The 13,200-nt window shown below is 69.7% G+C and carries 11 protein-coding genes; 7 read left to right on the top strand and 4 right to left on the bottom strand.

The window, feature by feature from the left end:
• Together E2F49_RS15055 and E2F49_RS15050 are read right to left on the bottom strand one after the other, a co-directional pair.
• Entirely contained in the window at positions 1-702 is a 702-nt protein-coding gene (locus E2F49_RS15055) for an alpha/beta fold hydrolase (RefSeq protein WP_133394648.1), read from the bottom strand.
• A 7-nt stretch (positions 703-709) separates the two neighbouring features.
• Complete coding sequence (locus tag E2F49_RS15050; RefSeq protein ID WP_133394647.1) at positions 710-2,899, bottom strand: glycoside hydrolase family 3 N-terminal domain-containing protein; 2,190 nt, start codon at positions 2,897-2,899, stop codon at positions 710-712.
• A 284-nt stretch (positions 2,900-3,183) separates the two neighbouring features.
• Here E2F49_RS15050 and ku point away from each other — a divergent pair, with 284 nt between their 5' ends.
• The 5 genes from ku (at position 3,184) to E2F49_RS15025 (ending at position 9,369) form a co-directional block, all read left to right on the top strand.
• Positions 3,184-4,116 (top strand): non-homologous end joining protein Ku, encoded by a 933-nt coding sequence (gene ku / locus E2F49_RS15045; protein ID WP_133394646.1) that lies wholly within the window; start codon positions 3,184-3,186, stop codon positions 4,114-4,116.
• A gap of 3 nt (positions 4,117-4,119) precedes the next feature.
• Positions 4,120-6,714, top strand: a complete 2,595-nt coding sequence (gene ligD, locus E2F49_RS15040) for a DNA ligase D (RefSeq protein ID WP_133394645.1) — start codon at positions 4,120-4,122, stop codon at positions 6,712-6,714.
• A 44-nt stretch (positions 6,715-6,758) separates the two neighbouring features.
• Positions 6,759-7,751 (top strand): NAD-dependent epimerase/dehydratase family protein, encoded by a 993-nt coding sequence (locus tag E2F49_RS15035; protein ID WP_133394644.1) that lies wholly within the window; start codon positions 6,759-6,761, stop codon positions 7,749-7,751.
• The gene (locus tag E2F49_RS15030) at positions 7,748-8,356 is read left to right on the top strand and encodes a hypothetical protein (protein ID WP_133394643.1); all 609 of its coding nucleotides are present in this window, start codon (positions 7,748-7,750) and stop codon (positions 8,354-8,356) included. The genes E2F49_RS15035 and E2F49_RS15030 overlap by 4 nt, the downstream gene beginning before the upstream one ends.
• A gap of 86 nt (positions 8,357-8,442) precedes the next feature.
• The gene (locus E2F49_RS15025; protein WP_133394642.1) at positions 8,443-9,369 is read left to right on the top strand and encodes a 2OG-Fe(II) oxygenase; all 927 of its coding nucleotides are present in this window, start codon (positions 8,443-8,445) and stop codon (positions 9,367-9,369) included.
• Between the two features lie 27 nt (positions 9,370-9,396).
• Here E2F49_RS15025 and E2F49_RS15020 read toward each other — a convergent pair whose 3' ends face one another.
• Both E2F49_RS15020 and E2F49_RS15015 read right to left on the bottom strand, forming a co-directional pair.
• Positions 9,397-10,422, bottom strand: coding sequence for an NADP-dependent oxidoreductase (locus tag E2F49_RS15020; RefSeq protein WP_133394641.1), 1,026 nt, complete (start codon positions 10,420-10,422; stop codon positions 9,397-9,399).
• Between the two features lie 63 nt (positions 10,423-10,485).
• Positions 10,486-11,439: an aldo/keto reductase gene (locus E2F49_RS15015; RefSeq protein ID WP_133394640.1), complete on the bottom strand. Its 954-nt coding sequence runs from the start codon at positions 11,437-11,439 to the stop codon at positions 10,486-10,488.
• Between the two features lie 180 nt (positions 11,440-11,619).
• Between E2F49_RS15015 and E2F49_RS15010 the strand changes: the two genes are divergently transcribed.
• Positions 11,620-12,474, top strand: coding sequence for a class I SAM-dependent methyltransferase (locus tag E2F49_RS15010; protein WP_243713622.1), 855 nt, complete (start codon positions 11,620-11,622; stop codon positions 12,472-12,474).
• Positions 12,475-12,576: 102 nt separating this feature from the next.
• Entirely contained in the window at positions 12,577-13,122 is a 546-nt protein-coding gene (locus E2F49_RS15005) for a pseudouridine synthase (RefSeq protein WP_133394639.1), read from the top strand.
• Positions 13,123-13,200 lie beyond the last annotated feature (78 nt).

Below are 13,200 nucleotides of genomic sequence, written 5' to 3'. Positions count from 1 at the left end.
TCAGCCGGCGCGCAACCAGTCGCGCATCAGCGCGGACGTGCGCGCAGGCTGTTCGAGCGGTGGCAGATGGCCGCAGGTATCGAGCCGGTGCAGCACCGAGCCGGCGATGCCGGCGTGCATCGCCTCGGCTTCGGCAGGCGGGGTGAGGCGATCGTCTTCGCCGACGACGATCAGTGTCGGCACCTTGATGCGGGCGAGCACCGGTCCGGAATCCGGTCGTCCGAGAATCGCCGCCTGCTGGCGCAGATAACCCTCGGCGCCGACCTCGCGCGCCATCGATTGCACGATGGCGCCGATCGGACCGTCGACGTGATCGGCATGGACCAGGCTCGGCAGCAGTTGCGCGGTGACGCCGACGAAACGACCGCGGCCGATCGCCGCGATGCCGCGGCTTCGCTGTTGCGCGCGTTCGGGCGAGTCCGGTCGCGCGCTGGTCGCGATCAGCGCCAGGCGCGTCACCCGCTCGGGCGCGCGGCGCAGGATCTCGAAGGCGACGTAGCCGCCCATCGACAGCGCGGCGAGCGCAAAATGCGCGGGTGCGGCGGCCAATGCACGTTCGGCCATCGCGCCGATGGTGTCGTCCTGCGCGAGATCGGCGACCTGTGGCTGCGCGATGTCGCCGAGTGCGTCGATCTGCGCCTGCCACAGGCGCGCCGTGCACAGCAGGCCCGGCAGCAACAGCAGCGGTGCGCGCCCGCTCAAATGCGGATCAGCCCTTGGCGAGCGTGAACTGCGCGGCGGTACCGGATTCCGAATCGCGGGTGATCCACACGTCGAACAGGCCCGGCTCTGCGGCAAACGCGCCGCTGCGCGTGGTGAAGGCCAACTGGTCGCGGTGCAGGGTGAACGAGACCGTGGTGTGTTCGCCCGGTGCGAGCGCGACCTTGCGGAAATCCTTGAGCTCGCGGATGGGCCGCACGCGGCTGGCGACGCGGTCGTGGATGTAGAGCTGCACGACTTCCTCGCCGGCGCGGGTGCCGTCGTTGCGCAGCGTCGCGCTGACGGTCAGCGTGCCGTCCCAGTCCAGCGTGTCGCTCGAAAGCGCGACGTCGCCATAGACGAAGCGCGTGTACGACAGACCGTGCCCGAACGGATACAGAGCGCTGTGCGGCATCTCGCGCCAGCGGCTCTTGAACTCGCGCATATCCGGCAGCTCGGGGCGGCCGGTGCGCTGGCGGTTGTAGTACAGCGGCTGCTGGCCCGAATCGCGCGGGAAACTCACCGGCAGGCGCGCCGACGGGTTGTAGTCGCCGAACAGCACGTCGGCGATCGCCGGGCCGGTGGCGGTGCCGAGGAACCAGGTCGCGAGGATCGCCTGCGCGTCACGCACCGCGCCCTGCAGCGCGAGTGCGCGGCCGTGACGCAGCAGCACGACGACCGGCGTGCCGGTCGCGGCGACCGCGTCGGCCAGCGCCTGCTGCGCGGCGGGTACCACGATCTGCGTGCGCGACTGCGCCTCGCCACTGAACCCCTGCGGCTCGCCGATCGCCAGCAGCACGACATCGGCATTGCGCGCCGCCTCGACCGCCGCCTCGATGCCGCCGTCGAGCGCGTCTTCCATGCCGCTGCCGTCGACGACGGTCAGCGCATCGCCATCCTCGAGCGCGGCGCGCAGGCCGTCCTCGACATTGACGTGCAGGCGCTTGTCGCCGAACAGCGTCCAGCAGCCTTCGATGTTGTCGCGGTCGCGCGCATACGGGCCGATCAGCGCGATCTTCTGGCCGGATTTGCGCAGCGGCAGCAGATCGCCGTCGTTCTTCAGCAGCACGATCGAGCGGCGCGCTGCATCGCGCGCAAGCTCGCCGTGCAGCGCCTGCGGATCGAGCGCGGCCTCGGCTTCGGGATCGAGCGAGCGATATGGATTGTCGAACAGCCCGATCGCCTGCTTGACCGCGAACACGCGGCGCACGCCCTGGTCGATGACCTCCATCGGCACCTCGCCGCTGGCGACGAGATCCGGCAGGTGCGTGGCGTAGAGACCGCTCTGCATGCTCATGTCGACGCCGGCGGTGAACGAGAGCTTCGTCGCCTCGCGGTCGTCGCCGGCGAAGCCGTGCGCGACGAGCTCGAAGTCGGCCGTGTAATCCGAGACCACGAAGCCCTTGAAGCCCCATTCGCCGCGCAGCAGATCGGTCAGCAGGCCATCGTGCGCGGAGGCGGGTACGCCGTTGATGTCGTTGAAGGCGCTCATCACCGTCAGCGCGCCGGCATCGAGCGCGGCCTTGAACGGCGGCAGATGCACGTCGCGCAGCGTGCCTTCGGCGATCTCGACGCTGTTGTAGTCCAGCCCGCCCATGACCGCGCCGTAGCCGACGAAGTGCTTCGGGGTCGCCAGCATCGAATCGTCGGCGGTCAGGTCGCCGCCCTGGAAGCCGCGCACGCGCGCGGCCGAGAACGCATTGCCCAGCACCACGTCCTCGCCGGCCGCTTCGGCCACGCGGCCCCAGCGCTGGTCGCGGGCGATGTCGAGGGTCGGCGCGAAGGTCCAGTGCAGGCCGCAGGCGGTGGCTTCGACCGCCGCGGCGCGCGCCGTGCGCTCGGCCAGTTCGGGCTCGAAGCTCGCGGCTTCGCCCAGCGGGATCGGGAACACCGTGCGCATGCCGTGGATCACGTCGGCGCCCATCAGCAGCGGGATGCCGAGTCGGGTTTCCTCGACCGCAATGCGCTGCGATTCGCGTCCCTGCACCGCACCGACCCCGTTGAACACGGCGCCGACCAGGCCGGCGCGGATGCGCTCGCGCAGCTCGCCGGCGTTGAGCTCGTGGATCTCCGGGTTCACGTCCGCGGCGAACGGCCGCAGCATGTCGGCGAAGATGCCGAGCTGGCCGATCTTCTCCTCCAGGTTCATCCGTGCGAGCAGGTCTTCGAGCCGGTCGTCCAAGCGCATCAGGGAGTCCATGTAAACGATTTCAGCGGGCGATTATAGGCCGCACGCCGGCGTACGGGTCCAGCCCCCGGAGCGGCCCGGACGGCCGGTGTGCATTCATCGGCGCGCATTGTCGCCGCTCGCGGGCGACGTGTCCGTCGGAAACGGGGTGGACCCGTCGCGCCGTGTACGGCGCCTCCCCGTGGCGGGGCCCGGCGCACGTGCGGCGCCGCGTTTGACGCGCGTTGCACGAACCCGGTGCAAGCCTCGACAGTCCGCCCGTCGGCCATTGCCGGGGCATCGTCACGGAGGCTGACATGGCGCGTCCCATCTGGTCCGGTTCGCTGTCGTTCGGGCTGCTCAACATCCCGGTGTCGCTGATGTCGGGCGAGCGCAAGACCGACCTGAGCTTCCGGATGCTCGATTCGCGCGACAAGAAGCCGATCCGCTTCGAACGCGTGAACGCCGACACCGGCGAGGAAGTGCCGTGGAAGGACATCGTCAAGGCCTTCGAGTACGACAAGGGCAGCTACGTCGTCATCGAGAAGGAAGACATCGCCTCGGCCGCACCCGAATCGCACGAGTCGGTCGACGTGGAGGCCTTCGTCGACGCCGGCAGCATCGGCACCCGGTTCTTCGAGAAGCCCTACGTGCTGGTGCCCGGCAAGAAGGCCGAAAAGGGCTACGTACTGCTGCGCGAAACGCTGAAGAAGACCGGCAAGATCGGCGTGGCGCGGGTGGTGATCCGCACCCGCGAGTATCTGTGTGCGGTGATGCCCGAGGACGACGCGCTGATCCTGATGCTGCTGCGCTATCCCCAGGAACTGGTTGATCCCAACGACTACAAGCTGCCCGGCGGCGCCACGTCGAGCTATCGCATCGCCGACAAGGAGTTCGACATGGCCGCGCAGCTGATCGATTCGATGTCCGCCGACTGGGCGCCCGACAGCTATCACGACGAGTTCCGCGAGCGGCTGTCGGACATCATCAAGAAGCGCATCAAGGCCAAGGGCGCGACCGCCAAGGTCGCCGAGGAGGCGCCGCACCGCGAGGATGCCGCGACCAACGTGGTCGACTTCGTCGCACTGCTGCAGAAGAGCCTCGGCGAGAACAAGCGCACGCCGGCAAAGGCCAGCAAGACACCGGCGAAGAAGGCCGCGAAGTCGGCGACGAAGAAGACCGCGAAGAAGGCAGCGACCAAGAAGCGCACCACCAAGGCGGCGAAGAAGGCCGTCCGCAAGGCGTCCTAGGTCGTGAGCCTCACCGAGTACCGCCGCAAGCGCCGTTTCGACAGCACGCGCGAACCCGAGCCCGGCAAGCCGCTGCCGCGCGGACGGCGCGCGATCTTCGTCGTGCAGCTGCACCACGCCAGCCGGCGGCACTACGACTTCCGGTTGCAGGTCGGCGATGCGCTCAAGAGCTGGGCGGTGCCCAAGGGACCCAGCTACGACCCGGACGTGAAGCGCATGGCGGTCGAGGTGGAAGACCACCCGGTCGACTACGCCGGCTTCGAGGGCGAGATTCCGAAGGGCGAGTACGGCGGCGGCCACGTCGCCCGCTTCGATACCGGCGTGTGGGCAGCCGATGGCGATCCCGAGGAAGGCCTGGCCAAGGGGCATCTGCGCTTCGAACTGTTCGGTCGCAAGCTCAAGGGGCGCTGGCACCTCGTGCGCTCGGGCAAGCCGGCGCGCCAGCCGCAGTGGCTGCTGTTCAAGGACCGCGACGAGTTCGCCGGCACGCTGGAAGCCGACGATCTCCTCGCCGACATACCCGCACCGCCGGCGGCCGATGCGAAGCGCGCCGGCACCGGCAAGGCGCGCAAGCGCAAGGAAACCGCCGTCGATGCGCCCGTCGAACGGACGGCCGACTGGGCCAGGGCCGCCCGTGCACTGGAAGGCGCGCGCCGCGCCGCCGCGCCGGACGGACCCTTCGAACCCCAGCTCGCCAAGCTCGGCAGTGCCGCCCCGCAGGGCGAGAGCTGGCTGCACGAACTGAAATGGGACGGCTACCGGCTGCTGGCGACGATCGCGCGCGGCAAGGTGCGGCTGTGGTCGCGCAACGCGCTGGAGTGGACCGACAAGGTGCCCGAGATCACCGCTGCCGTTGCGCGCCTGGGCCTGAAGTCCGGTGCGCTCGACGGCGAACTGATCGCGGGCCGTGGCAGCCGCGAGGATTTCAACCTGTTGCAGGGCACGCTGTCGGGCGAGCGCCAGGGCGCGCTGGTGCTGGTGCTGTTCGACCTGTTGCACGTCGACGGCGTCGACGTGTCCGGTGCGCCGCTGCTCGCACGCAAGGCGCTGCTGCAGCGGATTCTCGGCGAGTCGCCGCCGGCGCATCTGGCCTACAGCGCGCACATCGAGGGTGCGGCGGCGACGGCGGTCGAACTGGCGTCGGAATCGGGCTTCGAGGGCATCATCTCCAAACGTGGCGACCGGCCGTACCGCCCGGGGCGTGGCGACGACTGGCGCAAGACCAAGGAACTGGCCAGCGACGAGTACGCCGTCGTCGGCTATACGCCGCCCAAGGGCAGCCGCAGTGGATTCGGCTCGCTGCTGTTGGCGCGCCCCGATGCCGAGCACGGCTGGCGCTACGCCGGGCGCGTGGGCTCGGGCTTCAGCGACGCCCTGCTCGACGAACTCACCGCGCACATCGGCCGCGCGGGCCGTGCTGCGCCCACCGTCCACGTGCCGCCCAACGACACCGACCTGCGCCACGCGAAATGGTTCGAGCCCCGCTTCGTGGTCGAAGTCTTCTCGCGCGGCACTGGCGGCCACGGCCTGTTGCGACAGCCCTCGCTCAAGGCCGTGCGTCCCGACAAGTCGGTCGACGATCTGCACGACAGTGACCGCGATGGAGACGACCGCATGCGCCAGAACAGCGACGCCGCACACTCGGTATCGAAGCGGGCCAAGGCGGCCACGCGCAAGGCCGCCAAACCCGCTGCGAAGACACGCACTGCCAAGGCGAAAGCGGACGCAGAAGCGCGCACGCCGCCGACGCTGTCGAGCCCGGACAAGGTGCTGTTCCCCGGCGACACGCTGACCAAGCGCGATGTCGCCGACTACTACGCCGCTGCCATGCCGTGGCTGCTGCCCGAGATCGCCGGCCGGCCGCTGTCGGTGATCCGCTGCCCGGGCGGCATCGAGGGCGCCTGTTTCTTCCAGAAGCACCACACCGCGGGCATGGAGCTCGTCGAGACCGTGCGCCTGAAGGAGGAATCGGGCAGCGGCGACTACCTCATCGCCAACGACGCCGCCGCGGCGCTGGAACTCGTGCAGTTCAACGCGCTGGAGTTTCACCCGTGGGGCGCGCACGCCGATGCGCCCGACATCGCCGACCGCATCGTGTTCGATCTGGACCCCGGGGATGGCGTGCGCTGGCCCGAGATCGTGGCGGCCGCGCGCCACGTGCGCGAACTGCTGCGACAGGTGGGCCTGGAATCCTTCGTCCGCACGACCGGCGGCAAGGGCCTGCACGTGGTCGTGCCGCTGAATCCCGGCTGCGACTGGGACGTGGTCAAGCCGTTCGCCCACGCGTTCGCGCAGGGCATGGTCGAGCTCGATCCGCTGAAGTACGTGGCCACGGCGACCAAGAAGTTCCGCAAGGGCAAGATCTTCGTCGACTACCTGCGCAATGGTCGTGGCGCGACCAGCGTCGCGTCGTTCTCGCTGCGCGCACGCGCCGGCGCCCCGGTGTCGATGCCGCTGCGCTGGGAGGACCTGGGCAAGGTGAAGTCGGGCGATGCCTGGACGTTGCGCAACGCGCCGGCCCGGTTGAAGCGCCTCAAGGCGCATCCCTGGGGCGACTTTGCCGTGCTGAAGCAGTCGCTGGACGACATCGTCGATTGAGTCGGCTCCGGTAGCATGGCGCACCCTTTCACGGCGGGTCCGCCATGACAGTGCTGGTCACCGGCAGCGCCGGCCATCTCGGCGAAGGCCTGATGCGCACGCTGCGCGCACGCGGCATCCCGGCGCGCGGCATCGACATCGTCGCATCGCCCTGGACCGACGCGGTGGGGTCGATCGTCGACCGCGGCTTCGTGGACCGCTGCATGGCCGGCATCACCGGCGTGCTGCACACCGCGACCCTGCACAAGCCGCATGTCGCCACGCATCCGGCCCAGGCCTTCCTCGACACCAATGTCGGCGGCACGCTGCAGCTGCTGGAATCCGCACGCGCGCACGCGGTCGCGGCCTTCGTGTTCACCAGCACCACCAGCGTGTTCGGCGATGCACTGGTGCCGGCAGACGATGCGCCGGCGGTGTGGATCGACGAGGACGTCGTGCCGCGGGCGAAGAACATCTACGGCGCGACCAAGGCCGCGGCCGAAGACCTGTGCCGGCTGGCGCATCGCAACCACGGCCTGCCGGTGCTCGTGCTGCGCACCGCGCGCTTCTTCCCCGAGGCCGACGACGATCCGGCACGTCGCGCCGGCATCGCCGACGCCAATCTCAAAACCAACGAACTGCTGCACCGGCGCGCCGATCTGGACGACATCGTCGACGCGCACCTGCGGGCACTGGACCGTGCGCCGGCGATCGGATTCGATTGCTGCATCGTCAGCGCCACCACGCCGTTCCGGCGCGAGGACCTCGCTGCGCTGCGCCGCGATGCGGCCGCCGTGATCGCGCGACGCGTGCCCGGCAGCGAAGCCGCGTACGCGAAAGCGGGCTGGACGCTGCCGCGCACGATCGACCGCGTCTACGACAACACCCGCGCGCGCCGCCTCCTCGACTGGACGCCGCGCCACGACTTCGGGCACGTCATCGAGCGCCTGCGCGCCAGTGGCCCGATCGGCAGCACGCTCGCGCGCGAGGTCGGCATCAAGGGCTACCACGGCGCCGCATGGCGCGACGGGCTGTATCCGGTGGCGTCAAGTCCATGACCCGTGATCCGTACACGCCACCCGCCGCGGCCGTCGTGGACCGTCCGCCCGACGATGTGCGCGCCGCGCCGTTCTTCGTGGTCTCGCCGACCAAGGTCATGGCGCTGTCGATCTGCACGCTGGGCGTCTACCAGCTGTTCTGGTTCTACATGCACTGGCGACGCTGGCGCGTGGGACGCAGCGAAACCGTATGGCCGGTCGCCCGCGCGATCTTCGCGCTGTTCTACGTGCACGCGCTCGAGCGCCGCATCCGCCAGACCCTGGAGGCACGCGCGCTCGCGCGGCACAGGGGCACATTCGCTGCGGCCACGGTGTACCTGGTGCTGACCGCGCTCGACATCGGCAGCGCGATCGCGTGGCCGTGGATCTCATACCGCGTTCCCGACGGCTGGTGGTGGGCCGCCGAATGGTCCAGCCTGCTGCTCGTGCTGCCGGTCACCGCCGCCACGTGCATCCTGCAGCGTGCAGCCAACGACGCCTGCAGTGATCGGGACGCGCGTTCGAACCGGCGTTTCACGATCTACAACGCAGCCTGGATGCTCGGCGGCGTGTCGCTGACGGGGTGGGTGCTGTACATGGAACTTGCCGCCGGCGCCGTGGGCTGACGGTTCGTGACCACACCGCAGATGGAGAAATCGAATCTGATCGTCGACTGCTAGACTCGCGGGTCGTTCGCAATCTGTACCCGCCCATGCACGGAAGCGCAGGCACTTCGATTCTCGATCATCGTGTTCTCGACACCGCCGATCGCCTCGGCGCGTCGTTCGCAGCGGCGGAGCCATTCCCGCATCTCGTCGTCGACGATTTCCTCGATGCGGATTTCGCGCAGCAGCTGCTGTCGGAGTTTCCGGCCTTCGAGCAGGGCAACTTCGTCGGTGACGACGGGCAGCCGGGCGGCAAGTCCACGTCCGACAAGGTACGGCGGCTGGGCGATGCCTACCGGCGTCTCGACGATGCCATCCAGAGTCCCGAGTTCCTGCGCGCCCTGTCGCGGATGACCGGGATCGACGGTCTGATTTACGACCCCTGGTACCTCGGTGGCGGCACGCACGAGAACCGGGACGGCATGAGCCTGGACCCGCATGTGGACTTCAACTTCCACCCCAGCGAGCGCTGGCACCGGCGTCTGAATGTGATCGTGTATCTCAATCCGGTCTGGGACGCGGAATGGGGCGGCAATTTCGAACTGTTCCGGGACCCGCACGCGTCGCCGAAGCCCGACGTCACCATCGCGCCGGCGTTCAACCGCTGCGCGATCTTCGAGACCTCCGAGCGGTCCTGGCACGCCTTCGACCGGATCCGGATCCCGTCCGACCGGCCGGGCCTGACGCGGCGTTCGATTGCGCTGTACTTCTATACGGAAGACCGGCCGGCGGACGAGGTCGCGGATCGCCACACGACCTACTACGTCAACCGGCAACTGCCGTCGCACTTCGTCGAAGGGCGCACTCTGGATGCAGACGATGCCGGTGAACTGCAGCAGCTGATCGCGCAGCGCGATGCCCACATTCGCATGCTGTACGCGGAGAACACCGCGTTGCGCAAGGCGCAGGACGCCGGGGTGAGCGGGCACCTGCTGTACCTCGCGAAACGCGCCTACGTCCGCTTTCGCCGTTGAGCAGGCATTACCGCCGCGCTCGCATGATCAGTCGCCGATCTTCACCAGCAGTTTGCCGAAGTTGCCGCCCGTTAGCATGCCGATGAAGGCCTCGGGGGCGTGCACCAGGCCTTCGACCACGTCTTCGCGATAGCGGATGCGGCCCTCGCGCAGCCATTGCCCCATCTCGCGGACGAATTCCGGATACAGCGCGATGAAGTCGCGCTGGATGAAGCCGCGTACGGTCAGATGCCGCGTCAGGATCAGCGACATCAGTTGCGGCACGCGGTCCGGGCCGTTGCGCGGCGCGGTGTCGTTGTAGTGCGCGACGAGGCCGCAGACGGGAATGCGGGCGAAATCGTTGAGCAGCGGCAGCACCGCGTCGAAGACCGCGCCGCCCACGTTCTCGAAATAGACGTCGATGCCGTCTGGACATGCGGCGGCGAGCCGTCCGGCGAAATCGTCCGCACGATGATCGAGCGCGACGTCGAAGCCGAGATCGTCCCGCACGTGCGACACCTTGTCCGGGCCACCGGCGATGCCGACCACACGCGCGCCCTGCAGCTTCGCGATCTGGCCGACGGTGGCGCCGACCGGTCCACTGGCCGCGGCGACGACCACCGTTTCGCCGTGCTGCGGCTTGCCGATCTCGCGCAGGCCGGCATAGGCGGTGAACCCGGGCATGCCGTGTACGCCGAGTGCGGTCTGCACCGGTAGCCCGGCCGGGTCGAGCTTGCGCCGCAGGCTTTCGCCATCGACGACGGCGTGGGTCTGCCAGCCGGCATGTGCCAGCACCAGATCGCCAGGCGACCACGCCGGATGCAGCGACTGCACGACCTCCGACACGGTGCCGCCGTCCATGACCTCGCCGAGTTCGACCGGCGCGGCATACGAGCGGCCGGCGTTCATGCGCCCGCGCATGTAGGGGTCCAGCGAAAGCCAGCGGTTGCGCAGAAGCACCTGGCCGTTGCGCGGCGTCGGCAACGGCGCGTGCTCGATGCGGAAATCGGCCGGCGTCGGCGCGCCCTCGGGACGTGACGCCAGCACGATGCGGGTGTTGCGTTCGGACGCCATGGTCGACTCCGGTGCGGTGACGGCGGTCAGGATGCCGCGATGCGGGCGACGTCCGCGTCGAGATCAACCGCCGGCGCTGGCCCCGTCGAGCGCGGCGATGTCGGCCTTCGACAGCAGCAGCGTGCGCGACGCCGCCAGCTCGCGCAGCTGGGCGACGCTGGTCGCGCTGACGATCGGCGCGGTGACGCCGGGCCGAGCGATCAGCCAGGCCAGCGCGACCTGCGCGACCGTCGAGGCGTGCCGGCAGGCGACATCGTCGAGCGCGGCGAGGATGCGCTTGCCGCGCGGGTTGAGATATTTGCCGACGACCTGCGCGCCGCGCGCGCGGCTCCTGGCGGCGTCGGCCTCGCTGCGGTACTTGCCGCTGAGAAAGCCGCTGGCCAGCGCGTAGTAGCCGATCACGCCGATGCCCTGCGTGCGCACCAGCGGTTCGAGCGCGGCCTCGTAGCCCGCGCGATCGAACAGGTTGTACTCCGGCTGCAACGTCTCGTAGCGCGGCAGGCCATGGCGTGCCGACACGTCCAGCGCTTCGGCCAGGCGCGGCGCGGTGTAGTTGGACGCGCCGATCGCGCGCACCTTGCCCTGTTCGATCAATCGCGAGAACGCGCCCAGCGTGTCTTCCAGCGGCACCGACGCATCGTCCTCGTGGGCCTGGTAGAGATCAATGACGTCGGTTCGCAGGCGTCGCAGCGAGTCCTCGCACGCCGCCTGGATGTTCGCCGGCGACAGCCCTCTGCGCTGCGGCCACTTGCCGACCTTGGTCGCGATCACCACGCGGTTGCGCTTGCCGGACCGCTGGAGCCATGAGCCGATCAGCGCTTCGGATTCACCGCCCTGGTTGCCGTCGACCCAGGCCGAATAGACATCGGCGGTATCGACGAGGTTCAGGCCCAGTGCCACGCATTCGTCGAGCAGCGCATGCGAGGTCGCCGCGTCCGCGCTCCAGCCGAAGACGTTGCCGCCGAACGCCAGTGGCGAGACCCTGAGGCCCGAGCGTCCGAGTTCACGTTCCGACATGGCGCAGCTCCTGTGTACGAAGAGCGGCCAGCATAGGCAGGGTGCCGCTGCGACAGACACCGGCCGGCGCGCAAAGCACTGTTCCGGCGGGGGCGCACCAAAAGGCCGGCGTGCAGCGACCGCGTTCGGCGCGCGGCTTGTGGCACCCTTGCGCCACGTCCGCATCCCGGAGTTCCGCCCATGCAACGCAGCTTGTCGCTCTGTGCCGTCGCCTTGCTCGTCCTCGCCGGCTGCGCCAGCGGGCCGCACACCCCGGCCGATTCGGCCGCCGATCTGGATGCCAACAACGTCACGCGCCTCGACGCCGCGCTGGCCGGCGACTGGCGCAGCGCGGAGAACCGCGCGCGCGACATCCATCGTCATCCGCGTGAAACGCTGTCGTTCTTCGGCGTGCGCCCCGAGCACACCGTCATCGAGATCACCCCCGGCAGTGGCGCCTGGTATGCCGAGATCCTCGCGCCCTACCTGCGCGACAACGGCCGCTACATCGCCGCCGTCGTCGATCCGGCCGTCGTCGCCGAAGGGCGCGGCCGCGATTACCAGAGTGGGCAGCGCAGCGGCCTGCAGGCCCGCTTCGACGCCGCGCCGGCGCAGTTCGACCGCGCGCGCATGGTGGCCTACGATCCCGCCGCGCCGCGGCTGGGACCGTCGAACTCGGCCGATGTCGTGCTGACCTTCCGCAATGTGCACAACTGGCGCGGCAGCGGCCAGGCCGAGGGCATGTTCAAGGCGTTCTACGACGTGCTGCGGCCCGGCGGCGTGCTGGGCGTGGTCGAACATCGCGCGAAGGCCGACGTGCCCGCCGACGACCGCAGCGGCTACGTCGGCACGGCGCAGGTCATCGCGCTCGCGCAGGCGGCCGGCTTCCGGGTCGACGGCAGCAGCGAGGTCAACGCGAACCCGAAGGACACCCGCGACCATCCCAACGGCGTGTGGATGCTGCCGCCGTCGAACCGCCACGAGCCGCAGGACGCGGCGAAGTACACGGCGATCGGCGAGAGCGACCGGATGACGCTGCGGTTCGTGAAGCCGTGAGCAGCGTGCGGGCGTAAACAGGTGAGACGTCGGTGCCGGACGATTGCACGCGTCCGGGCCTGCGTCGCGCCGGACTGACGTTCCGAATCCGCTGCCAAGTCCATGCTCGTTGCCTTCAACAAGCCCTATGGCGTGCTCTGCCAGTTCACCGATCGCAGCACGCCGCCGCGACCGACGCTCGCCGGTTTCGGTCTGCCGGCCGACGTCTACGCGGCCGGCCGCCTCGATCACGACAGCGAAGGTCTGCTGCTGCTGACCGACGACGGCTCGCTGGCGCACCGCATCACCGACCCGCGCCACAAGCTGCCCAAGACCTACCGCGTGCAGGTGGAAGGGACGCCCACGCCGGACCAGCTGCAGGCCCTGCGCGACGGCGTGGTGCTCAACGACGGTCCCACGCGGCCGGCCCGGGTCTCGCTGCTCGAGCCCGCACCCGTGCTGTGGCCGCGCGATCCGCCGGTGCGCTTCCGCAAGACCGTGTCGGACGCGTGGCTGGAGCTGGTGATCCACGAAGGCCGCAACCGCCAGGTCCGGCGCATGACCGCGGCGGTCGGCCTGCCGACGCTGCGGCTGGTGCGCGTGGGGATCGGGCGCTGGTCGATCGACGGCCTCGCACCGGGCGCGTGGCGCCGCGTCGACGGTGCATAGGGGCCCGCCGCCTGTGGAGGGCGGGTGCTTTCTGGTACCGTGCCGGGCGGACAGGAACCTGCCCGCATGCCGCCCGCC

The organism is Luteimonas terrae (assembly GCF_004358165.1).
In the GTDB taxonomy this organism is placed as follows: domain Bacteria; phylum Pseudomonadota; class Gammaproteobacteria; order Xanthomonadales; family Xanthomonadaceae; genus Luteimonas; species Luteimonas terrae.
Note: the sequence above shows the minus strand (reverse complement) of the source record. Positions and strands in the feature narration are given on the sequence as shown.